Here is a 21,866-nt window from a genome sequence, read left to right on the forward strand (position 1 = left end):
ATAGTCTGGCAGCAATGGCGAGAAGGTCACACCCGTTCCCATACCGAACACGGAAGTTAAGCTTCTCAGCGCCGATGGTAGTTGGGACACGCGTCCCTGTGAGAGTAGGACGTTGCCAGGCATATCAAAGACAACCTGAAAAGGTTGTTTTTTGTGTTTTCTTAATAAGGACAATAACAATAGTAAAAAGTACGAAGTGTTTTTAAAGAAATTACGAATAGACATACACCCAATCGTGAACTGTTACATACTATATTAATTAAGATGGCGCGAAAAGATTATTCGAAAAATTGCATACAATTAAAATTTTCCGGGCAGAATGGATGTATGGAGGTGGAGGGATTGAGTTCATTTTTAGCACAGAAATATCATCAGGAAATGTGTGTTATATGTGAGAATTTAAAACCAAAAGGCATACATCTATATACTTCATTTATTTGTACAGAATGTGAAAATGATTTAATACAAACAGATACAAAGGATCCAAAATATAAATATTTTCTTAAACAGCTGAAAAAAATAACCACGCCAGAAATTTTTTCATAAAAGTCCATTATGGGCTTATTTTTTTTAAGTCAAATGAGAAAGGGGATCGTTTTTTTGTTAGAATAAATTAGACACTAAGAAGGAAGTAAATGAATGAATAATCAATCAAAAACACCATTATATGATGCTTTGAGTCAACACATAAATAAAAGACCAGTTTCCTTTCATGTTCCTGGACATAAATATGGGGAAGTGCTTCAACCCAAAGCTCACCGCTATTTTCAGAATATCCTAGAAATAGATGCGACTGAATTATCGGGATTAGATGACTTGCACTCACCCGAAGGGGCGATTCTAGAGGCAGAAGTGCTATTAGCGGACCTCTATCAGACGAGAAGAAGTTATTTTCTTGTGAATGGTTCAACTGTCGGAAATCTAGCAATGATTATGGCAGCATGTGAGGAAGGGGCAAAAGTTCTCGTCCAAAGGAATTGTCATAAGTCTGTTCTGAATGGTCTAAGTTTGGCGAAGGCCAATCCTATTTTTCTAGAGCCTGAATATAACCAAGAGTGGAAAATTCCCTCTGGAATCAGTTTAGAAACAGTCAAAGAATCTATCAGTCTATATCCTGATGCGAAGGCACTCATTCTGACCTATCCCAACTACTATGGTTTGGGATATGCATTACAAGAAATAATAGATGAAGCGCATCGGCACAATATCTTGGTACTAGTGGATGAGGCTCACGGGCCGCATTTCATCCTTGGCGATCCCTTCCCGTCTTCCGCTCTTCAATTAGGTGCAGATATTGTGGTTCAATCCGCGCATAAGATTCTCCCAGCAATGACAATGGGCTCCTACTTACATATTAATAGTGATTTAGTTAATCGCAATAAGCTGGAGGAATACCTCGCTATGTTCCAATCAAGCAGCCCGTCCTATCCAATTATGGCATCTCTGGATTTGGCCAGGAATTATTTAAGTGCCTATATGCATGAAGATGTAACCTTTCTTTTAACGGAAATTAGACGTTTTAGGGACGAGTTGGTGAAAATTCCGGCCATTAGGGTGCTTGACTATCCTAACGAGAGCGGCGACCCTCTAAAAATAACGATTCAGTCCCGGTGCCATTTAAATGGATTTGAACTTCAACGGAGGCTGGAAGAGGCAGCGATTTTTACAGAATTAGCTGACCCGAATAATGTGCTCCTTATTTTACCTTTACTTAAAGAGGGGCAAAGGTTCCCTTTTGAAGAAACACTTTTGAAAATAAAAAAGGTACTGGCTGGCTTGCCAGTACATACTCCTCATGAGATATTTGAAACAGTCAGGCAGAAAATCTCCACTTTAGCCATTCCCTTTAAAGAAATGGAGAATTTAGAGATAAAGGAACTACCAATAACTAAAGCGCTAGGAGAGGTATGTGCCGAAACCATTATTCCATACCCGCCAGGTATCCCTTTGCTATTAAAGGGAGAAAGAGTCACAAAAGAAAGGCTCAGTCAGCTTAGCCTCCTAATACAAACCGGGGCAAGGTTTCAAGGAGAATCTTCGTTAAAAGAAGGTTACATAAAGATTTATTGCACAGCTTAAAAGAGCAAGATACAGTTTTGGAGGATTATATAAATGAACAATGGATTATTTATTACATTTGAGGGACCGGATGGTGCAGGTAAGTCTACGATTATTGATATGGTAGCAAATCAGCTTGGGGATGTCCTTCTTACCCGTGAACCAGGTGGTATTGATATCGCAGAACAGATTCGAACGGTCATATTAGCAAAAGAGAATACGGCCATGGACCCTCGGACGGAAGCGTTACTCTATGCTGCTGCTAGAAGACAGCATTTAATAGAAAAGGTAAAACCGGCACTAGATGAAGGGAGAATCGTTTTGTGCGACCGGTTCGTTGACAGTTCTTTAGCATATCAAGGTCATGCACGCGGATTAGGGATTGATGAGGTGTTTGCGATCAATCAATTTGCCATTAAAAATTTGATGCCAGAGTTAACTATCTACTTTGATATCGAGCCAGAGTTGGGTCTGCAGCGGATCAATAAGAATAAAGGCCGGGAAATCAATCGTTTAGATTTGGAAAACTTGGAGTTCCATAAAAAGGTAAGTGAAGGATATCATCTATTAATTGACCGTTTTCCAGAGAGAATACGATGCATTGATGCTTCGGGTACGGTGGAAGAAGTTTTTCAGCAAACGATAAAGGTCATTGAAGAAACACTAACAACAAGGAAGCCTTCACTGTAGGGCTTTTTTTTATCCTAAAGAATCTGTCATTACGAATGTAAGGAGCTCTGTTACCTGTTATAATATAAGAAACGAAACTAGTAATAAAAGGAGAGGGTGGTTCGGATGAAAATGATCATAGCTGTCGTACAGGACCAGGATAGTAATCGATTATCAAAGGCACTAGTAGATAATAATTTTAGAGCAACCAAATTAGCTAGTACAGGTGGATTTCTTAAGTCAGGTAATACGACCTTTATGATTGGTACAGAGGATATCCGCGTGGACCGGGCCCTCCAGATTATTAAGGATAACTGCAGGGCTAGAGAGCAATTAGTTGCCCCAGTATCGCCCATGGGCGGGAACGCTGACTCCTATGTTCCTTATCCAGTAGAAGTGGAAGTAGGCGGAGCCACCGTATTCGTCCTGCCAATCGAACAATACATGCATTTTTAAAATAAACAATAGATCCGTTATTATAATAAGGTTAGTGAGTGATGAACTTGGGAAAATCATGGGAGCAACTAGAAGAGCTTCAGCCAACTGTGTTAAAAATGCTAAAAAACAGTTTAGTGAAAAATCGAGTGGCCCATGCATACCTTCTTGAGGGCATCAGAGGGACCGGGAAGCGAGAAATCGCGTTGTTACTGACAAAATCGCTATTTTGCGAAGCAATCATTGATCAGTACCGGCCATGCGAGGAATGCAGCAATTGCCGGCGCATCAACCATGGGAACCATCCCGACGTACATATTGTCGAACCAGAGGGGTTATCCATTAAGGTTGACCAAATTAGAAACCTACAGGTAGAGTTTTCTAAAAAGGGATTAGAATCTCTGAAAAAGGTTTATTTACTTGTCCATGCCGATAAAATGAGTGTTAGTGCGTCCAATAGTTTACTAAAATTCTTAGAGGAACCTAATCCCGGGACGGTTGCCTTTCTCTTAACAGAACAGCCGCAAAAAATATTACCAACCATCCTTTCGAGGTGCCAAATACTTACATTTCATCCCTTATCACCACAAGTGATGATTAAACAATTGGTGGAAAACGGCGTAGAACCGCAAAAGGCCCCATTGTTAGCACAATTGACCAACAGTTTGGAAGAAGCCCAAAATTTAAATGTCGATGAATGGTTTGCACAAGCCCAAAAAATAGTGGTAAAATTATATGAGGTGTTGAAAAAAAATCCGCTAGAGGCAATGGTAACGCTTCAGGCTGACTGGTTCTCACACTTTAAAGAGAAAGAACAGATACATCGTGGTTTAGACCTTTTACTTCTTATTTTTAAGGATTTACTATATATACAATTAGATAGGCAGGAGCAAATTGTTTTTCGAGAGGAAAGTGAACGGCTGCGACAATTTGCCCTGCATACATCTGGACGGCGCATATCGGATCAAATGTCAGCTATCCTTGATGCAAAGAGGAAGCTGGAGAGGAATATGAATCCTCAGCTGATGATGGAACAGCTTGTGTTAAAATTGCAGGAGGGATCTTCATTTGTATGATGTTGTAGGAGTACGCTTTAAAAAAGCGGGGAAAATCTATTATTTTGATCCAGGAGAACTCTCCATTGAAAAAGACGACTTTGTCATTGTCGAGACAGTTCGTGGAGTGGAATATGGCAAAGCAGTAATTGCTCGCAAACAGGTTGAGGAGCATGATGTTGTCCTTCCACTCAAAAAAGTGGTTAGAATTGCCGACCCGAAGGATAAGATGATCGTTGAAGAGAATAAGCAAGCCGCCAAAGAAGCTTATGAGGTTTGTAATGAAAAAGTGAATGAGCATCAGCTGGATATGAAACTAGTTGATGTTGAATATACATTTGATCGAAACAAAGTGATTTTCTATTTTACTGCTGATGGAAGAGTTGATTTCCGTGAGCTTGTAAAGGATTTAGCAGCTATCTTCCGGACGAGAATTGAATTACGCCAGATTGGTGTTCGGGATGAAGCGAAAATGCTTGGCGGTATTGGTCCATGTGGCAGAATGTTATGCTGTTCCACCTTCTTAGGGGATTTCGATCCTGTTTCGATCAAAATGGCAAAGGACCAAAACCTGTCATTAAATCCTACAAAAATATCCGGATTATGCGGCAGATTAATGTGCTGTTTAAAATATGAAAATGATGAATATGAATCTGCAAAAGCATTGCTGCCGGATTTAGGGGAAATCATTGAAACACCGCAAGGTAAAGGAAAAGTAGTAGGATTAAATATATTAGAGCGGGTACTACAGGTGGAACTAAAGGAACAGGAACGTGTTCTGGAGTATACCTTGGAGGAAATCAATAAAGAAGGTGCCTTTTCTATACAATCCACAGATTAATGAGGTGGAAGACGTGGATAAAAAAGAAATATTTGAATCAGTAAGTAATATGGAAACACAAATTGGCCATCTTTACCAAAAGCTAGGAGAATTAAAGCAGCATTTAGCCGAGATACTAGAAGAGAATCATTATTTAAAGCTAGAAAATGAACATTTGAGACGCCGTTTAGATGTAACAACCGAAGAGGAAAAGAAAGAAGCAGAGAATAAAAAAGGGTCCTCTGTGCCCGAGACTTCTGGTGTAAAGCCATTTGATGTAGGGGAAGGATATGATAACCTTGCCCGTCTATATCATGAAGGTTTTCATATTTGTAACCTTCATTTTGGAAGTTTACGCAAAGAAGGCGATTGCTTATTCTGCCTTTCCTTTTTAAATAAGAAATAACTTTAAGAGGCTGAAAATAATCAGCCTCTATTTTCATACACTTTGTTGGAGGATGGAAACCTTGGTTATCTTAAAGGAAGATGAACGGTTAGATTATTTGTTAGCAGAAAACTTACGGATTATTCAAAGTCCATCCGTTTTTGCCTTTTCCCTTGATGCTGTTTTACTTGCACGATTTGTCTATGTTCCGATTCAGAAAGGTAACTTAATTGATCTATGCAGTGGAAATGGTGTGATCCCTTTATTTTTAAGTGCACGTACGAAAGGGCAAATAACCGGTGTCGAAATACAGGAACGATTGTACGATATGGCCGTTCGAAGTATTGAATATAATCAGCTGGAGAGTCAACTGAAAATGATTCATGGTGATATTAAGGAGATTCCTAAGCAACTGGGGTATGGCAAATTTGATGTTGTTACATGTAATCCACCCTATTTTCCTACACCTTCTAAGGAAGAAATGAACCCGAATGAACATCTAGCCATTGCTCGCCATGAAATTCTTTGCACATTAGAAGACGCGGTTAAAGCCTCGAGTCAATTAGTGAAACAAGGCGGAAAGGTCGCCTTTGTCCACCGGCCTGGACGACTGTTGGACATCATTACACTGATGAGAGAATACCGGCTTGAACCAAAACGGATTCAATTTGTCTATCCGAAGAGAGGAAAAGAGGCAAATACTCTTTTGATTGAGGCAATCAAGGATGGCAGTCCAGATTTGAAAATTCTCCCACCGTTATTTGTCTATAATGAAACTAATGAATATACTTCAGAAATAAAAGAGATTCTATATGGAGAAAAATGAACATTTTTTTTATGTGCTTACCTGTAAGGACGGTAGTTTGTATGGTGGATATACGAATAATCTGGAAAAGCGGATCAAGATGCATAATGAAGGAAAAGGCGCAAAGTATACACGGGGCCGAGGCCCAGTCGAACTTACATACTATCAATGTTTTGAAAATAAAGGGGATGCGCTCCGGGCAGAATATAATTTTAAGCGGCTAACAAGAAAGAAAAAAGATGAGTTTTTAAGTCGCGAAAAGGGTGATTATGATGTGGCAGCAAAAGAGCTTTGAAAATGAAGCAACAAAGGGGATCTTATATTTAATTCCTACCCCGATAGGAAATTTAGAAGATATGAGTTTCCGAGCAATTCGATTATTAAAAGAGGCAGATCTAATTGCTGCTGAAGATACAAGAAATACAAAGAAACTCTGTAATTACTTTGAAATTGGAACACCTGTGGTCAGTTATCATGAGCATAATAAAGAAACAAGCGGTGATAAATTGATTCAAAAGGTAAAGGAAGGGTTAAAAATAGCCCTTGTAAGTGATGCGGGTATGCCTGCAATTTCTGACCCTGGTTATGAGTTGGTACTAGCTGCTACACGGGAAAAGGTAACAGTCGTTCCTTTGCCAGGTGCAAACGCTGCATTAACCTCATTAATTGCTTCAGGTTTGTCGTGTCAGCCCTTTTACTTTTTTGGATTTTTAAATCGAAATAAGAAGGAGAAGCGTTTGGAATTAGAAGCTTTAAAGTGGCAGTCGGCAACGTTAATCTTCTATGAATCTCCGCATCGGTTAAAAGAAACCTTATCCATTATGGCAGATGTACTGGGAAACCGGAATATGGCCATATGCAGGGAATTAACGAAAAAGTATGAGGAATTTATTCGAGGAACAATCAATGAAGTAATCGCTTGGACTCAACAGGATGAAATCCGCGGGGAGTTTTGTTTGATTGTTGAAGGGACAGACCAGCAGCAGGAGGAAGCACCAAGTTGGTGGCAAACCTTAACGCTTGAAGAACATGTAAATCATTATATTTCTGAAAAAAATATACCTTCGAAGGAAGCGATTAAGTTAACGGCAAAAGACCGTGAAATGAATAAGAGAGATGTGTATCAGGCCTATCATGTCGAATAATTAAATCATCATATGAAAAGTATAAAAGCTCCAGCAAATATGCTGGAGCCTGTTCTTATTTTACTAATTCAAAGTTGTTTTGGATTTCTTTAATTAATTGTTCTGCACCTTCGCGGCTTAGAATCAATTTACCGCCAGCAAGAGATAGATTATCATCTGATACTTCTCCTGTTACTTGGCAAGTCATATTTGGCTTGTATTTCTTTAAGATGATACGCTCGTCATCCACATAAATTTCAAGAGCATCTTTTTCTGCGATACCAAGAGTACGTCTTAATTCGATTGGAATTACCACACGGCCTAACTCATCAACTTTACGAACGATACCTGTAGATTTCATTTTTGTAGCTCCTCTCATATTATGAACATATTTTTCTCTATCTATTTATTCGTCAATATTCGACAAAATTTTCATAACCTTATAATACAAGATATTCCCATATCCGTCAATTACTAAATCTTGAAAAATAATACTGGTATTTTTTAGGCTAGAAAAGTGTTGATGTGACGACGTTTTATCTGGGAGTTATCTAAATTATACCAATAAATAGTATAATTGGCCTTTGAGGAATCGTTTGTTCATCCTGATGTTATTCGACAAATTCCTGCATATTTTGATACTATTGAACTACAAATACTTCGAAGGTAGTAAAGCGATTATGGGTGTAAGCGGTAATAATTTTATAAAACCGGAAGTGAACGACAGCGTGTCTCCTTGCACAAAAGTTGATTTTTAGGTATATTTTGATGATAGAGACGGGAAAAAACAGGCAATAATGGTTTAATAGGGTTGTGCGCTAGCCAACTATTGGAGGTATACAAATGGAGAATAAATTAAAGACTTTTTACCTGACAACACCAATTTACTATCCTAGCGGAAATTTACATATTGGGCATGCCTATACTACCGTTGCAGGTGATGCAATGGCACGTTATAAGCGGATGCGCGGCTATGATGTTATGTACTTAACTGGGACGGATGAGCATGGACAAAAAATTCAACGAAAGGCAGAAGAGTCGGGGATTACTCCGCAGCAGTATGTTGATGATATTGTTGATGGTATTCAAGAGTTATGGAATAAACTTGATATTTCCTATGATGATTTTATACGAACAACCCAGGAAAGGCATAAACAGGTTGTCGAAAAAATCTTCGCAAGACTCCTTGAACAAGGCGATATTTATCTCGATCAGTATGAAGGCTGGTATTGTACACCGTGTGAATCCTTTTTTACTGACAGGCAATTAGTGGATGGGAATTGTCCAGATTGTGGAAGACCAGTTGAAAAAGTGAAAGAAGAATCCTACTTTTTTAGAATGAGTAAATATGTAGATCGTCTCCTGCAATATTATGAGGAAAATCCTGATTTCATCCAGCCTGAATCTCGTAAGAATGAGATGATTAATAACTTTATCAAGCCAGGTTTAGAAGACTTAGCGGTATCGAGGACTACGTTTGATTGGGGAATTAAGGTGCCGGGAAATCCAAAGCATGTTATTTATGTTTGGATTGACGCTTTATCCAATTATATTACAGCGCTGGGGTTTGGGACAGAAAATGATGCCAAATACAAAAACTATTGGCCAGCTGATGTACATCTTGTTGGGAAGGAAATTGTCCGTTTCCATACCATCTATTGGCCAATTATGCTCATGGCTTTAGACCTTCCACTTCCGAAGAAGGTTTTTGCCCACGGCTGGTTGTTAATGAAAGATGGAAAAATGTCCAAATCAAAGGGGAATGTGGTTGACCCTGTTACTCTCATTGACCGTTATGGTCTCGATGCTCTTCGTTATTACTTATTAAGAGAAGTTCCATTTGGAGCGGATGGCGTCTTTACACCAGAAGGATTTGTTGAAAGAATCAACTTTGATTTAGCCAATGATTTAGGAAATCTGCTTAATCGTACCGTTGCAATGATCGAGAAGTATTTTAACGGGGTGATTCCTGATTACACTGGCTCTGTTAGGGAATTTGATGCGTCACTGCTGCAAGTGAATCAAGAAACCGTTCAAAAATATGAGGAAGCGATGGAGAAGATGGAATTCTCTGTAGCGTTAACAGCGATTTGGCAGTTAGTCAGCCGAACCAATAAATATATTGATGAAACAAAGCCATGGACATTAGCGAAAGATGAGGCGAATCGTGAGGATCTTGCTAGTGTAATGGTCCATTTGGCTGAATCATTACGACGGATAGCAATTTTATTACAGCCTTTTCTAACCCGTACGCCGAATGCAATCTTTACACAGTTGGGTATTCAAGAGGAATCGCTAAAAGCATGGGAAAGTCTTGCTGATTTTGGCTTGATACCAAATGGAACAAAGGTCGAGAAGGCTGCGCCAATCTTCCCAAGGCTTGAAATTGTTGAAGAAGTAGACTTTATTAAGACGAAAATGCAAGGCTCAGCGCCAGCAGAGGAAGAAAAGAAAGAAGAAAAGCCGGAAGAACAACCAGAAGAAATCGCTGAAATTGCGATTGATGATTTCATGAAAATAGATTTGCGTGTGGCGGAGGTCATTCAAGCAGAGCCAATAAAAAAAGCAGATAAACTCCTTAAACTTCAACTTGATTTAGGCTATGAAAAGCGTCAGGTTGTTTCGGGAATTGCTCAATATTATAAGCCTGAAGAATTAGTCGGCCGCAAGGTGATTTGTATTACGAATCTAAAACCAGTCAAACTGCGCGGCGAATTGTCACAGGGGATGATCTTAGCCGGCTCAAAAAATGGCCAACTTTCCCTCGCAACAGTTGATCAGACATTAGCAAATGGTGCTAAAGTAAAATAATAATTAAGGTTAAGGCGCCTGATAAGGGCGCTTTTACTTTTGGTTATATCCAGCTGCAAGCGCCTAGTGGCTCGGGGTCATAAGCCCCTGATCAAGGCGCTTCCGCTTTTAGATGTTCCACGTGAAACATTTTATCGGGACATTCCCTTTTTTTATTCGATTTTTTGACATTAGATGGCCGTAAGTGCACAATTTAGAGAAAAATAAGGAAACGAGGTTCTTACTTACTATGCTATTCGACACACATGCACACTTAAATGATACACAGTACAACGAAGACCTAGAAGAAGTGATTGGAAGGGCGAAACGAGAGGGAGTCACACATATGGTGGTTGTCGGATTTGATCGTCCAACCATAAAACGGGCTATGGAATTAGCCGAATCCTATGAGTTTATTTATGCCTGTATTGGCTGGCATCCAGTTGATGCGATTGACATGACGGAAGAAGACTTAGTGTGGATAGAGGAATTAACCGCCCATCCAAAGGTTGTTGCCATTGGTGAGATGGGCTTGGATTATCATTGGGACAAATCACCAAAGGATATCCAAAAGGAAGTCTTTCGGAAACAAATTAGGCTGGCTAAAAAGGTGAAGCTGCCCATCGTCATTCATAATCGGGAGGCAACCGCCGATATCGTGGGAATTTTAAAGGAGGAAGGAGCAGAAGAGGTAGGCGGGATTATGCACTGCTTTAGCGGCAGTCCTGAAGTGGCGAAACAATGTGTGGAAATGAACTTCTATATTTCGCTAGGTGGACCGGTGACCTTTAAAAATGCCAAAAAGCCGAAGGAAGTAGCAGCTGAAGTGCCTTTAGAGATGCTGTTAATCGAAACAGATTGTCCGTATTTAGCTCCTCATCCATACCGTGGGAAAAGAAATGAGCCTAGTTATGTAAAATTAGTTGCTGAACAAATTGCCGAAATAAAAGGGTTGACATTTGAAGAAGTAGCAGAAGCAACGACACGAAATGCTAAAAAATTATTCGCCATAAAATGATAGGGGAATTTGTCGAAAGCAGCGGAAGCTTGTCTTAAAATTTAATGAAAACTAAAAGTTCTACATGTCTCCTTTTCTACATAGGATAACCGTGTCGAGAAGTTTCTCTTTGCAAATATTCTAACTTTGTGCATAATTAAAAATACCCTCGCAGAGTATGCAAGGATAGACAGCCGACAGCATGGTTCATTAATCTCTCTAAGAGAAGGAGGCGTTTTTCATCGTATTCAAAAACATGAAAAACCTGTTTCCCAAGTCTTTGAGCCGGAAGACATTGACCATTGCTTTTGCTAGTTTCGTAGTTTTGTTGACATCTCTTGGAATTCTTTTTTATGAAGGGTCAAAGAAAACTGTTGCCATCACTCTTAACAATCAGCAAAAGGTCGTAAAGACACATGCGGATACAGTCAATGAATTATTGGATGAAATGGATGTATCCATCCGCTCACAAGATTATTTGCAGCCAAAAGCGAATTCAAAGGTGAAGGACCACCTAATGGTCGTATGGAAGCAAGCTAAACAGGTTCACATTGTCAAGGACAACGAGAAGAAAACGATCTGGACGACAGCTGATACATTGGCTGGACTCCTAAAAGAGCAGAAAATTGTTTTGAGCAAGCATGATGAAATCTCACCTAGTCCGCAAACAGCAATTAAAGATAAGATGGAAGTTGGAATAAAGAAGGCGTTTCATCTTACATATGTTGACGGCGGTAAAAAGCAACAAGTTTGGGCCACTTCGGCTACGGTCGCTGACTTTTTATCACAACAGGGCATTAAGCTAAACAAATTAGACCGAGTTGAACCGTCATTAACAGAAACCATTGCTAAGAATGGTGTTGTTAACGTCATTCGGGTAGAAAAAGTCACCGATGTAGTGGAAGAACCTGTTCAATTTGCTGTGGTAACCAAAAAAGATGAAAGTTTAGAAAAAGGCAAGGAGAAAACCATCACCAAAGGTAAAAAAGGCCGCGTTTCTAAACAATATGAAGTCTGGCTTGAAAATGGCAAAGAAGTATCGAGAAAATTATTAAGTGAGCAAAAGATTGCAGAGAAACAAGATCAAGTTGTGGCTGTCGGAACGAAGGATTTATCATTACAAGTTTCCCGTGGTGCTGCTAATGAGTCGGGAAAAGAGTTTTATGTGACTGCAACTGCCTATACTGCGTATTGCAATGGGTGTTCAGGAAGAACAGCAACAGGACTTAATCTCCGGGCGAATCCGAACATGAAGGTAATCGCGGTTGACCCGAGAATCATTCCACTCGGATCAAAGGTATATGTTGATGGTTATGGTTACGCCGTGGCGGGTGACACAGGCGGTGCTATTAAGGGATATATCATTGATTTATTCATGCCATCAAAAAGTGATGCATACCGCTGGGGGCGGAAAAAAGTAAAGATTAAAGTATTAGATTAATTTCCTTTATGCAGAGGGTCCTATCCTCTGCATTTTGCTTTTTTCGTAAATTTCTTTATACTAACAACGAATACATATCATTTCATCTGTTCCTTACACTTATTATATGAAATCGTTCAATAATATAGACGATTGACATTACAAAAATGTTTCAAGTTTTTTTCAATTTTTTATTTTTTTATTACGGAGGCCTGCATTCACAAAATGAAGATTAAAGAAATTATTGTTGTTGAGGGCAAGGATGATACAACAGCGATTAAACGAGCAGTAAATGCTGATACAATTGAAACCAATGGGTCTGCTGTAAATGGGACGACCATCGAAAAGGTACGGCGTGCGCAAGAGGCAAGAGGCGTAATTATCTTTACCGATCCTGATTTTCCAGGTGAAAAAATTAGGAAGACCATTGCTGAAGCTGTCCCTGGTTGTAAACATGCTTTTTTAACAAAGGAAGCAGCGATGGGAAAAGCCGGCGAAAGCCTTGGTGTGGAGCATGCCAGTCCAGAGGCAATCCAAGAGGCACTAAAGGATGCCCAGGTTATGAGTGAGACATATAAAGAAGAAATAACTCAAGAGGACTTACTTACCGCTGGACTTATTGGCGGCGAAGGGGCGAAAGAGAGAAGAATCATCCTGGGTGAATTTTTAAAAATAGGATATACAAATGGGAAACAGCTCCATAAGCGCTTAATGATGTTCCAAATCAGTAAACAAGAATTTTCAGAAGCACTAAGGGTTGTACGTCAGGAGGAACTACATGAATAATAAAGATATTGCTACCCCGGTAAGGACAAAAGAAATTCTAAATAAATATGGTTTTTCATTTAAGAAGAGCCTCGGTCAAAACTTTTTAATCGATACAAATATTTTAAAAAAGATAGTTAGTTTTGCGGATTTAACAGAAGACTCTGGTGCGATTGAAATCGGACCAGGTATTGGCGCGCTAACTGAGCAGCTTGCCCGGACGAGTAAAAAAGTGGTTGCGTTTGAAATCGATCAACGGTTATTACCAATCCTAAAGGACACGTTATCTCCCTATCCAAATGTAAATGTCATTCATAATGATGTGCTAGAGGCAGACGTTGCCGAAGTCATCACTGAAGAATTTTCTGAAACGAGCGATATCATGGTTGTTGCGAATTTACCGTATTATGTAACTACGCCAATCATTATGAAACTTCTTGAAGAGCATTTGCCAATCCGCGGGATCGTTTGTATGCTACAAAAAGAGGTGGCAGACCGTATTTCAGCAAAGCCTGGGACGAAAGATTATGGATCTCTTTCCATCGCTGTTCAGTATTACACAGAGGCTGAGACCGTCATGATTGTCCCGAAAACAGTGTTTGTCCCGCAGCCAAATGTTGATTCAGCTGTAATTCGTTTGACAAAGAGGGAACAGTCAGCAGTAAAAGTGACTGATGAAGCGTTCTTTTTCCAAGTGACAAGGGCAAGTTTTGCTCAGCGTCGGAAAACCCTGCTTAATAATCTAACAAGTCAGCTGCCAGATGGGAAACAAAAAAAGGAGGAAATCCTTCAAGCCCTAAGTGCTAGTGGGATTGATCCTACCCGAAGAGGCGAGACCCTTTCCTTAGAAGAATTTGGCCGCTTAAGCGAAGAATTATATCCGTTTTTCCAATAGACCCTCACTAAGGGTCTATTTTTTTAGGCTCTTTCGTTTGTTGCTGTATTCGATTCGTGTCTTATTCGGACTACTTTCGTGATTTCAAAAACAATCGTGTCCGAACATCGTTCCTCTTCGGACAGCGATGGTGATTTTCAAGTCAATCGTGTCTGAACATCGATCGTCTTCAGACAGCAATGGTGATTTTTAAGTGTCCGAACATCGTTCGCCTTCGGACAGCAATGGTGATTTCAAAGGCAATCGTGTCCGAACATCGTTCGCCTTCGGCACACTATTGATTGGAGCGGAAGCCACCCCGTCACTCCCACGAACCGTACATGACTGGAACGCCAATTAACAAACGAATTTAAATAGACCTTTTCACAAAAAGTTAGGTAGTTGCATAGCCTATGAGAGAAACCTTATTTAGGCCTATTTGCTGGTCTTATTGGAGTGACGACAGTGGATATAAAAATAAATGATATTGTCGGCAGGCGCTCGTATAACTGTGATATTCTCTTTCGAATAATTGATGTCCGAAAAATGAACGACCAGAAGTTTGCAGTCCTATATGGAGAGGATTTTCGGCTCGTAGCAGATGCTCCATACGAGGATTTGGTTGTAATTGACCATAATCAAAGAGCAAAGCTGAAGAATGAATACCGGACATTGGAGGAGCAGTCATTTCGGCTGTTTACTCAAGATGTGGAATTAATTAAGCACCGGCAGGAATACGCGGCAACTGGAGGCTATGTAAAACCAAGTAATTATTTTCAAATGCCAGGGAAGGTTCTCCATCTAGACGGTGATCCATCCTATTTAAAGAAATGTATGACGGTATATGAAAAAGTGGGTATCCCTGTTATGGGCTTACACTGTAATGAAAGGGAAATGCCTGATCGAATTGGTAATCTGATTGACACGTATCGTCCTGACATACTCGTTATCACTGGACATGATGCATATTCAAAAGTAAAAGGGAAGATGACAGATATTAACGCTTACCGGCACTCAAAGCATTTTGTTCAAACGGTTAAGGAAGCACGGAAAAAAATCCCCCACTTGGACCAGCTCGTCATCTTTGCTGGTGCATGTCAATCACATTTTGAATCATTGATTCACGCTGGGGCAAATTTTGCTAGTTCACCAGAAAGGATTAACATTCATGCTCTGGACCCAGTGTATATTGTTGCTAAAATTAGCTTTACACCATTCATGGAACGGATCAATGTATGGGATGTATTACGGAATACTTTAACAGGGGAAAAGGGACTTGGCGGGATCGAAACAAAGGGAGTGTTAAGGACAGGGATGCCTTATCGGCCAATCCAGGAAGAAGAAGAAGATGAATAAGCCTTTCCAAAACGAAAAGGCTTATTTTTTTATTTTAATGGCTGGTACATAATCCCCCGCGATTTAAGGTAAGATAAAAATGTTGAAATTTAGAAGAAAAAGTAGAACAAAACATATTGACAATCTTTTTGTTTGACTGATATAATTTATGTTTTTGTTTGACATAACTATGTCAGTGTGTTATACTTTACACAGTGAGGTGGACCGAATGCCAAAAACCTTAGCCGATATTAAAAAGGCTCTTGACACAAATTTAGGGAAAAGATTACTGCTTAAAGCCAATGGTGGACGTAGAAAAACCATTGAACGTTCCGGTGTTTTAGCGGAAACTTATCCATCTGTTTTTGTTATTGAACTAGATCAGGATGAAAACTCATTCGAACGTGTTTCTTACAGCTATGCGGATGTGTTAACAGAAACAGTTCAAATCACTTTCTACGAAGATGCATCAGGACATTTAGCCTTAAATTAGTATATAAGCAATCTACAGCAGTGAACAAATGTTTACTGCTTTTTGCTATTTATTAAGCGGAAGTAATGAGCTGCTGGAAATAGAGAGCGGATCTATGCAATCCATCATAAATACCAATATCTTTCCCATACTAAGAATGCTGTAGCATGAAAGGGGTTGTTTAGATGGGCAGAAGAAGAGGAATCATGTCCAGTCACTTTAAAGAAGAGTTAGCAAAGGAACTTGGATTTTATGATGTTGTTCAAAAAGAAGGATGGGGCGGCATCAAAGCCAAAGATGCGGGGAATATGGTCAAACGTGCGGTTGAACTTGCACAAGGACAATTAGCCAATCGAAGTCCAAGAGGTTAACTTTTAATAAAGGAGTTCCGCTTATTATTATAATCAATCACTTACTGCAGCAAGACCAGAGGAATATATTCCTTTGGTCTTTTTTCTCCAAAATTTAACCTTATTTATATAAAACATATAATAAATTATGAAATTTGAGAGGTTTTCGCATATCTCACGTCTTACTTTTATCATTTTGTGGTAAAATAGGACAAAATGTGGATTTTTCGGAAAAAGAAAAGTGGCAGCGCTCGTTTAGCGCTGAAACTGGACAAGAAATTTGAAGCGCCCGTAGCGCTGATCTGGACAATATAGAAGTAGGTGGACGTAGTGAAGCTTTTAGTAAAAGCACCGGCCAAAATAAATTTAGCATTAGATGTTCTACACAAGCGCCCCGATGGCTTTCATGAGGTGGAAATGATTATGACCACGATTGATTTGGCGGATCGGGTAGAGTTAGAGTTATTACATGAAGATAAAATACATATTCTTTCTCACAATCGCTATGTTCCTGATGACCAGCGGAATTTAGCTTTTCAAGCTGCTCAGCTTTTAAAAGATCGATTTCATGTCAAACAGGGTGTGAAGATTTCGATTGAAAAAACCATTCCGGTTGCAGCAGGACTTGCGGGGGGAAGCAGTGATGCTGCGGCTACTTTAAGAGGGTTAAATAAACTTTGGAATCTTGGATTATCAATGGATGAATTGGCCGAACTGGGCAGCGAAATTGGGTCGGATGTTTCTTTTTGTGTCTATGGAGGGACAGCCTTGGCAAAAGGGCGAGGAGAAATTATTACACAAATCCCTGCCCCGCCAACATGCTGGGTCATCCTGGCAAAGCCTTTTATAGGGGTGTCAACAGCTGAAGTATATCGCAGGCTGAATATTGCTGAAACAGTCCATCCTAATATAGCTGGTATGATTGAAGCAATCAATGCACATGATTACCAAGAGGTATGCGTCAACGTGGGGAATGTTTTAGAAGAGGTGACCTTAAACCTCCATCCCGAAGTTGCGCTAATTAAAGAACAAATGAAACGTTTTGGTGCGGATGCAGTCTTAATGAGCGGGAGCGGGCCGACAGTGTTTGGAATAGTTCAGCACGATTCAAGAATGCATAGAATTTATAACGGATTAAGAGGATTCTGTGATCAAGTCTTTGCCGTTCGCATGTTAGGAGAACGACACTCACTTGATTGAAGACGTACGAAAATGGTATCCTTAAGTTAGAATATTCGTGTTTTTGGGGGATTGTTATGAAATTTCGCCGCAGTGAACGCTTGATTGATATGACAAATTACTTACTGGATCATCCTCGACAATTAGTTCCGCTCACTTTTTTTGCTGAACGTTATGCGTCTGCGAAATCTTCGATAAGTGAAGATTTAGCAATCATCAAAGAGACGTTCGAAAATAGAGGAATTGGGACGATCCAAACCGTGCCAGGGGCATCTGGCGGGGTTAAATTCTTTGTAAAAGTAAGCCATGAAGAAGCAGCACCGTTTATCAATGAATTATGTGATTTAATTGCTAATCCTGACAGGCTCCTACCTGGAGGATATTTATATTTAACGGATATTTTGGGCGATCCGCAGGTGGTCCAAAAGGCCGGACGAATTATTGCCTCTGCCTATACCGAAGCAAAAATTGATGTGGTCATGACCGTTGCCACAAAAGGAATTCCACTTGCATATGCAGTAGCAAGTCAGTTAAATGTTCCTGTTGTGATTGTTAGAAGGGATAGTAAAGTGACAGAGGGACCAACCGTAAGCATTAATTATGTTTCTGGTTCAACGAAAAGAATTCAAACCATGCTCCTTTCAAAACGAAGTATGAAAGAAGGTTCCCGCGTCCTTGTAGTCGATGATTTCATGAAGGCCGGCGGAACGGTTATGGGAATGATCAGTCTGCTTGAGGAATTCAATGGTCATCTGGCGGGAATTGCTGTTTTAGTAGAGGCAGAAAGAATACAAGAGCGGCTCGTCGATGAATATACTTCACTCGTGCAATTATCTAATGTGGATTTGAAAGAAAAGAAGATTAATGTTCAAGCTGGCAATTATTTTAAAAAATAGATGGAGGGAATACATATGAAAGTAGTTCAAACAAATCAAGCACCGGCTGCAATCGGCCCATATTCACAAGGAATTATTGTTAATAATCTGTTCTACAGTTCTGGACAAATCCCATTAACAGCGGAAGGAACTTTAATAACAGGCGATATTAAAGAACAGGCGCACCAAGTATTCCAAAATTTGCAGGCGGTATTAACTGCTGCAGGTGCATCATTTGAAACAGTGGTAAAGACCACCGTATTTATTAAAAATATGGATGATTTCGCAGCATTAAATGAGGTCTATGGTGAATACTTCTCCACACATAAACCTGCTCGTTCGTGTGTCGAGGTTGCTCGTTTGCCAAAAGATGTATTAGTGGAAATCGAAGTAGTCGCACTCGTTAAATAGGAAATTAGATTTTCCATTCCATAGTGTTCACGAATTTGCCTCAATTTTTCAAAAATATTTTGAAAATAAAGAAGGATTTTTGAAAAAATTGTTGAATTTATTTACTTAGCTTTTTATCTATTAGAAAAGGGTGTGAGCACATGGAAGTAACTGACGTAAGATTACGCCGCGTTAGCACTGATGGGAGAATGAGAGCGATTGCATCCATCACTTTGGACAATGAGTTTGTCGTTCATGACATTCGTGTTATCGATGGTAACAACGGTTTATTTGTAGCTATGCCAAGCAAACGTACTCCTGATGGAGAATTTCGTGACATTGCGCATCCAATCAATTCAGGTACACGCGGTAAAATCCAAGAAGCTGTTTTGGCTGAGTACCACCGTTTAGGTGAATTGGAAGTAGAATTTGAAGAAGCCGGAGCTTCCTAAGGATTTTTTACAACTAGGGCCTTTCTTCTATGAAGGCTCTTTTTACTGTGCAAAGGACAGAACATCATATGAAAGCTATAAATGTTCCTCTCAACAGCCTCCTACTTAACTCTCCATTATAAATTAACTCATTATTACAAAAATAGACACTTCCCTCACATACCTTGAAAAGAGCGCACAATTACGTTAATATTTTTAATGGATAAAAAGGTTAATTGGAGGACTGTCCATGTCTAATCGTTATGCTGTGATTTTAGCCGCGGGACAAGGAACGCGGATGAAATCTAAGTTATATAAAGTATTACACCCTGTATGTGGGAAACCAATGGTACAGCACGTGGTTGACCAAGTAATGAAGCTTAATATAAAAGAAATTGTCACAATTATTGGTCATGGGGCAGAAATGGTTCAAGCCCAATTGGGTGACAGCAGTCAATATGCTCTACAGGATCAGCAGTTAGGAACCGCCCATGCTGTAAGCCAAGCACAGAGCATCCTTGAAGGCAAAGCTGGAGTAACAATTGTTGTTTGCGGTGATACCCCCTTAATCAGAGCCGAAACAATGGAAGCTTTATTTAAACACCATGAGGAATTAGGGGCTAAAGCGACGATTCTTACAGCAAAAATTGGAGATCCGACTGGATACGGCCGAATCATTCGGAATGCAGACGGATTGGTAGAAAAAATCGTTGAACACAAAGATGCCTCTGAAGACGAGAGAAAAATAAATGAAATCAATACAGGGACATATTGTTTTGATAATACAGCCTTATTTGAAGCATTGAAGAATGTTTCGAATGAAAATGTACAAGGTGAATATTATTTACCCGATGTCATTGAAATTTTAAAGAAGCAAGGGGAAGTGGTCACAGCTTTCCAAACAGATGATTTTGAAGAAACACTAGGTGTGAATGATCGTGTCGCTCTTGCAGAAGCAGAGCGGATTATGCGCGCTCGCACGAATGCGGCTCATATGAGAAACGGGGTAACCATCATTGACCCTGCTAACACTTATATAGAAACGGATGTCGAAATCGGACAGGACACGGTGATCTATCCAGGAACAATGATCAAAGGCAAAACCGTGATTGCCTCAGATTGTCAGATTGGGCCAAACTCCGAAATTGCTTCGTGTGAAATTGGTGCGGAAACGGTTGTCCGTCAATCCGTTGCACATAATAGTTCTATCGGTGCTCACGTTAATATTGGGCCATTTGCTCATATTCGCCCAGACTCAACTATTAAGGATGAAGTGAAAATAGGCAACTTCGTTGAAATTAAAAAAGCCGTCTTTGGAAAAGGAAGCAAAGCCTCCCATCTAAGTTATATTGGTGACGCAGAGGTAGGTGCAGATGTGAATATCGGCTGCGGCTCAATCACGGTTAATTACGATGGTAAAAATAAATTTTTAACCAAGATTGAAGATGGAGTCTTTATTGGCTGCAATTCAAATCTAGTTGCCCCTGTTACCGTTGGCAAGGGTGCGTATGTGGCGGCCGGTTCGACGATTACAAAAGATGTACCAGGCGATGCCTTATCAATTGCCCGGGCACAGCAAGTAAATAAGGAAAATTACGTCCAAAAGCTGAATCTAAAGAAATAAGTGAATGATTTTAGGAGGCTATCATGTCGAATCAATATTTAGACCCAAATCTTAAGGTGTTTAGTTTGAATTCAAATCTACCGCTTGCAAGAGAAATTGCGAAATTCATCGGTGTTGAATTAGGTAAATGTTCGGTTACAAGATTTAGTGATGGAGAAATTCAAATTAATATCGAGGAAAGTATCCGTGGCGGTGATGTTTATGTCATCCAGTCTACTAGCCAGCCAGTGAATGAAAATATCATGGAATTATTGATCATGATTGATGCGTTAAAGAGAGCTTCGGCTAAGACCATTAATATTGTTATGCCTTATTATGGTTATGCACGTCAGGATCGTAAGGCCCGTGCCCGTGAGCCAATTACAGCTAAATTAGTGGCTACTCTGCTTGAAACGGCGGGAGCAACCCGTGTGATTTGTCTTGATCTGCATGCACCACAAATTCAAGGATTCTTTGATATTCCTACCGATCATTTAATGGGTGTACCGATCTTATCAGATTATTTTAAAGCGAGAGAATTCGAAGGGGAGATTGTCATTGTTTCTCCGGACCATGGCGGTGTGACAAGAGCTCGAAAGTTGGCTGAACGTTTAAAAGCTCCAATTGCGATTATTGATAAACGTCGTCCAAGACCAAATGTAGCAGAAGTAATGAATATTGTTGGTAACATCGAAGGTAAAATAGCCATTTTAATTGATGATATCATTGATACAGCTGGTACAATTACATTAGCTGCAAATGCCTTAATCGAAAACGGGGCATCTGAAGTATATGCCTGCTGTACCCATCCTGTACTCTCTGGACCTGCAATTGAACGGATTCAAAATTCGAAAATCAAAGAATTAGTTATTACTAATTCGATTTCACTTCCAGAAGAGAAAAAGATTGATAAAATTATTAACCTATCCGTTGCCCCGCTTCTTGGTGAAGCAATTATTCGGGTTCACGAAGAGCAATCTGTAAGTACGTTGTTTGATTGATCAAAAGTTTAAGGATCTGGCCAGTAAGGCTGG

Annotated in this window: 25 protein-coding genes and 1 rRNA gene; 25 read left to right on the forward strand and 1 reads right to left on the reverse strand. The window is 39.9% G+C overall.

The window, feature by feature from the left end; genetic code table 11:
• Positions 1 to 4 precede the first annotated feature (4 nt).
• The 11 genes from rrf to rsmI all read left to right on the forward strand — a co-directional run bounded on the left by rrf (position 5) and on the right by rsmI (position 7,372).
• A 5S ribosomal RNA gene (rrf, locus tag AC4QJR_RS00160) occupies positions 5 to 121 on the forward strand.
• A 206-nt stretch (positions 122 to 327) separates the two neighbouring features.
• Positions 328 to 546, forward strand: coding sequence for a sigma factor G inhibitor Gin (locus AC4QJR_RS00165; protein ID WP_098576744.1), 219 nt, complete (start codon positions 328 to 330; stop codon positions 544 to 546).
• 93 nt (positions 547 to 639) lie between these two features.
• On the forward strand, positions 640 to 2,079 hold the full coding sequence (locus AC4QJR_RS00170; protein ID WP_496524948.1) for an aminotransferase class I/II-fold pyridoxal phosphate-dependent enzyme: 1,440 nt from the start codon (positions 640 to 642) through the stop codon (positions 2,077 to 2,079).
• A gap of 33 nt (positions 2,080 to 2,112) precedes the next feature.
• Positions 2,113 to 2,748: a dTMP kinase gene (tmk, locus tag AC4QJR_RS00175; RefSeq protein WP_098576746.1), complete on the forward strand. Its 636-nt coding sequence runs from the start codon at positions 2,113 to 2,115 to the stop codon at positions 2,746 to 2,748.
• A gap of 105 nt (positions 2,749 to 2,853) precedes the next feature.
• Positions 2,854 to 3,183: a cyclic di-AMP receptor DarA gene (gene darA / locus AC4QJR_RS00180; protein WP_026565487.1), complete on the forward strand. Its 330-nt coding sequence runs from the start codon at positions 2,854 to 2,856 to the stop codon at positions 3,181 to 3,183.
• A gap of 47 nt (positions 3,184 to 3,230) precedes the next feature.
• A complete protein-coding gene (holB, locus tag AC4QJR_RS00185) occupies positions 3,231 to 4,238 on the forward strand; it encodes a DNA polymerase III subunit delta' (RefSeq protein ID WP_098576790.1) in 1,008 nt (335 codons plus the stop codon).
• On the forward strand, positions 4,231 to 5,058 hold the full coding sequence (locus tag AC4QJR_RS00190; RefSeq protein ID WP_098576747.1) for a PSP1 domain-containing protein: 828 nt from the start codon (positions 4,231 to 4,233) through the stop codon (positions 5,056 to 5,058). The genes holB and AC4QJR_RS00190 overlap by 8 nt, the downstream gene beginning before the upstream one ends.
• Before the next feature lie 13 nt (positions 5,059 to 5,071).
• Positions 5,072 to 5,443 carry a DNA replication initiation control protein YabA gene (gene yabA, locus AC4QJR_RS00195; RefSeq protein ID WP_375377428.1) on the forward strand — a complete coding sequence of 124 codons (372 nt, stop codon included), beginning with the start codon at positions 5,072 to 5,074 and terminating at the stop codon, positions 5,441 to 5,443.
• Positions 5,444 to 5,504: 61 nt separating this feature from the next.
• Entirely contained in the window at positions 5,505 to 6,248 is a 744-nt protein-coding gene (locus tag AC4QJR_RS00200) for a tRNA1(Val) (adenine(37)-N6)-methyltransferase (RefSeq protein WP_496524949.1), read from the forward strand.
• Positions 6,235 to 6,522, forward strand: a complete 288-nt coding sequence (locus tag AC4QJR_RS00205) for a GIY-YIG nuclease family protein (RefSeq protein WP_251463023.1) — start codon at positions 6,235 to 6,237, stop codon at positions 6,520 to 6,522. Before AC4QJR_RS00200 ends, AC4QJR_RS00205 begins: the two co-directional genes overlap by 14 nt.
• Positions 6,500 to 7,372 carry a 16S rRNA (cytidine(1402)-2'-O)-methyltransferase gene (gene rsmI, locus AC4QJR_RS00210; protein WP_496526586.1) on the forward strand — a complete coding sequence of 291 codons (873 nt, stop codon included), beginning with the start codon at positions 6,500 to 6,502 and terminating at the stop codon, positions 7,370 to 7,372. Before AC4QJR_RS00205 ends, rsmI begins: the two co-directional genes overlap by 23 nt.
• Before the next feature lie 55 nt (positions 7,373 to 7,427).
• Here the strand turns inward: rsmI and abrB are convergent, their stop codons facing one another.
• A complete protein-coding gene (gene abrB / locus AC4QJR_RS00215; RefSeq protein ID WP_098576751.1) occupies positions 7,428 to 7,712 on the reverse strand; it encodes a transition state genes transcriptional regulator AbrB in 285 nt (94 codons plus the stop codon).
• Positions 7,713 to 8,194: 482 nt separating this feature from the next.
• Here abrB and metG point away from each other — a divergent pair, with 482 nt between their 5' ends.
• From metG to AC4QJR_RS00285, 14 genes are all read left to right on the forward strand, one after another.
• Positions 8,195 to 10,162: a methionine--tRNA ligase gene (gene metG / locus AC4QJR_RS00220; RefSeq protein ID WP_496524950.1), complete on the forward strand. Its 1,968-nt coding sequence runs from the start codon at positions 8,195 to 8,197 to the stop codon at positions 10,160 to 10,162.
• A gap of 229 nt (positions 10,163 to 10,391) precedes the next feature.
• Positions 10,392 to 11,159: a TatD family hydrolase gene (locus AC4QJR_RS00225; protein WP_098576792.1), complete on the forward strand. Its 768-nt coding sequence runs from the start codon at positions 10,392 to 10,394 to the stop codon at positions 11,157 to 11,159.
• Positions 11,160 to 11,394: 235 nt separating this feature from the next.
• Positions 11,395 to 12,579, forward strand: coding sequence for a ubiquitin-like domain-containing protein (locus AC4QJR_RS00230; RefSeq protein ID WP_496524951.1), 1,185 nt, complete (start codon positions 11,395 to 11,397; stop codon positions 12,577 to 12,579).
• A gap of 204 nt (positions 12,580 to 12,783) precedes the next feature.
• Positions 12,784 to 13,344, forward strand: a complete 561-nt coding sequence (rnmV, locus tag AC4QJR_RS00235; RefSeq protein WP_496524952.1) for a ribonuclease M5 — start codon at positions 12,784 to 12,786, stop codon at positions 13,342 to 13,344.
• Positions 13,337 to 14,218 carry a 16S rRNA (adenine(1518)-N(6)/adenine(1519)-N(6))-dimethyltransferase RsmA gene (gene rsmA, locus AC4QJR_RS00240; protein WP_496524953.1) on the forward strand — a complete coding sequence of 294 codons (882 nt, stop codon included), beginning with the start codon at positions 13,337 to 13,339 and terminating at the stop codon, positions 14,216 to 14,218. The genes rnmV and rsmA overlap by 8 nt, the downstream gene beginning before the upstream one ends.
• Positions 14,219 to 14,662: 444 nt before the next feature.
• Positions 14,663 to 15,553 carry a sporulation peptidase YabG gene (yabG, locus tag AC4QJR_RS00245; RefSeq protein WP_496524954.1) on the forward strand — a complete coding sequence of 297 codons (891 nt, stop codon included), beginning with the start codon at positions 14,663 to 14,665 and terminating at the stop codon, positions 15,551 to 15,553.
• Positions 15,554 to 15,761: 208 nt separating this feature from the next.
• Complete coding sequence (gene veg / locus AC4QJR_RS00250) at positions 15,762 to 16,025, forward strand: biofilm formation stimulator Veg (RefSeq protein ID WP_066249244.1); 264 nt, start codon at positions 15,762 to 15,764, stop codon at positions 16,023 to 16,025.
• Positions 16,026 to 16,189: 164 nt separating this feature from the next.
• Positions 16,190 to 16,375 carry a small, acid-soluble spore protein, alpha/beta type gene (locus tag AC4QJR_RS00255; RefSeq protein WP_098576757.1) on the forward strand — a complete coding sequence of 62 codons (186 nt, stop codon included), beginning with the start codon at positions 16,190 to 16,192 and terminating at the stop codon, positions 16,373 to 16,375.
• A 309-nt stretch (positions 16,376 to 16,684) separates the two neighbouring features.
• Entirely contained in the window at positions 16,685 to 17,554 is an 870-nt protein-coding gene (gene ispE, locus AC4QJR_RS00260; protein WP_251463035.1) for a 4-(cytidine 5'-diphospho)-2-C-methyl-D-erythritol kinase, read from the forward strand.
• 56 nt (positions 17,555 to 17,610) lie between these two features.
• A complete protein-coding gene (gene purR / locus AC4QJR_RS00265) occupies positions 17,611 to 18,429 on the forward strand; it encodes a pur operon repressor (protein ID WP_251463037.1) in 819 nt (272 codons plus the stop codon).
• Positions 18,430 to 18,444: 15 nt separating this feature from the next.
• Entirely contained in the window at positions 18,445 to 18,819 is a 375-nt protein-coding gene (locus AC4QJR_RS00270) for a RidA family protein (RefSeq protein ID WP_251463040.1), read from the forward strand.
• 140 nt (positions 18,820 to 18,959) lie between these two features.
• A complete protein-coding gene (gene spoVG, locus AC4QJR_RS00275) occupies positions 18,960 to 19,250 on the forward strand; it encodes a septation regulator SpoVG (protein ID WP_026565468.1) in 291 nt (96 codons plus the stop codon).
• 229 nt (positions 19,251 to 19,479) lie between these two features.
• On the forward strand, positions 19,480 to 20,853 hold the full coding sequence (gene glmU / locus AC4QJR_RS00280) for a bifunctional UDP-N-acetylglucosamine diphosphorylase/glucosamine-1-phosphate N-acetyltransferase GlmU (RefSeq protein ID WP_496524955.1): 1,374 nt from the start codon (positions 19,480 to 19,482) through the stop codon (positions 20,851 to 20,853).
• Between the two features lie 23 nt (positions 20,854 to 20,876).
• Positions 20,877 to 21,833 carry a ribose-phosphate diphosphokinase gene (locus tag AC4QJR_RS00285; protein ID WP_251463043.1) on the forward strand — a complete coding sequence of 319 codons (957 nt, stop codon included), beginning with the start codon at positions 20,877 to 20,879 and terminating at the stop codon, positions 21,831 to 21,833.
• The last annotated feature ends 33 nt before the right edge of the window (positions 21,834 to 21,866 follow it).

Source organism: Neobacillus sp. BP17, from assembly GCF_059579525.1.

Bases quoted from the DNA above. Each gene is read 5' to 3' on its own strand.
- darA (WP_026565487.1), top strand. From the start codon at position 2,854: ATGAAAATGATCATAGCTGTCGTACAGGACCAGGATAGTAATCGATTA.
- purR (WP_251463037.1), top strand. From the start codon at position 17,611: ATGAAATTTCGCCGCAGTGAACGCTTGATTGATATGACAAATTACTTA.
- metG (WP_496524950.1), top strand. From the start codon at position 8,195: ATGGAGAATAAATTAAAGACTTTTTACCTGACAACACCAATTTACTAT.
- AC4QJR_RS00285 (WP_251463043.1), top strand. From the start codon at position 20,877: ATGTCGAATCAATATTTAGACCCAAATCTTAAGGTGTTTAGTTTGAAT.
- AC4QJR_RS00205 (WP_251463023.1), top strand. From the start codon at position 6,235: ATGGAGAAAAATGAACATTTTTTTTATGTGCTTACCTGTAAGGACGGT.
- AC4QJR_RS00270 (WP_251463040.1), top strand. From the start codon at position 18,445: ATGAAAGTAGTTCAAACAAATCAAGCACCGGCTGCAATCGGCCCATAT.
- rsmI (WP_496526586.1), top strand. From the start codon at position 6,500: ATGTGGCAGCAAAAGAGCTTTGAAAATGAAGCAACAAAGGGGATCTTA.
- AC4QJR_RS00225 (WP_098576792.1), top strand. From the start codon at position 10,392: ATGCTATTCGACACACATGCACACTTAAATGATACACAGTACAACGAA.
- veg (WP_066249244.1), top strand. From the start codon at position 15,762: ATGCCAAAAACCTTAGCCGATATTAAAAAGGCTCTTGACACAAATTTA.
- rsmA (WP_496524953.1), top strand. From the start codon at position 13,337: ATGAATAATAAAGATATTGCTACCCCGGTAAGGACAAAAGAAATTCTA.
- AC4QJR_RS00165 (WP_098576744.1), top strand. From the start codon at position 328: ATGGAGGTGGAGGGATTGAGTTCATTTTTAGCACAGAAATATCATCAG.
- abrB (WP_098576751.1), bottom strand. From the start codon at position 7,712: ATGAAATCTACAGGTATCGTTCGTAAAGTTGATGAGTTAGGCCGTGTG.
- AC4QJR_RS00230 (WP_496524951.1), top strand. From the start codon at position 11,395: ATGAAAAACCTGTTTCCCAAGTCTTTGAGCCGGAAGACATTGACCATT.
- glmU (WP_496524955.1), top strand. From the start codon at position 19,480: ATGTCTAATCGTTATGCTGTGATTTTAGCCGCGGGACAAGGAACGCGG.
- tmk (WP_098576746.1), top strand. From the start codon at position 2,113: ATGAACAATGGATTATTTATTACATTTGAGGGACCGGATGGTGCAGGT.
- AC4QJR_RS00170 (WP_496524948.1), top strand. From the start codon at position 640: ATGAATAATCAATCAAAAACACCATTATATGATGCTTTGAGTCAACAC.
- spoVG (WP_026565468.1), top strand. From the start codon at position 18,960: ATGGAAGTAACTGACGTAAGATTACGCCGCGTTAGCACTGATGGGAGA.
- AC4QJR_RS00255 (WP_098576757.1), top strand. From the start codon at position 16,190: ATGGGCAGAAGAAGAGGAATCATGTCCAGTCACTTTAAAGAAGAGTTA.
- rnmV (WP_496524952.1), top strand. From the start codon at position 12,784: ATGAAGATTAAAGAAATTATTGTTGTTGAGGGCAAGGATGATACAACA.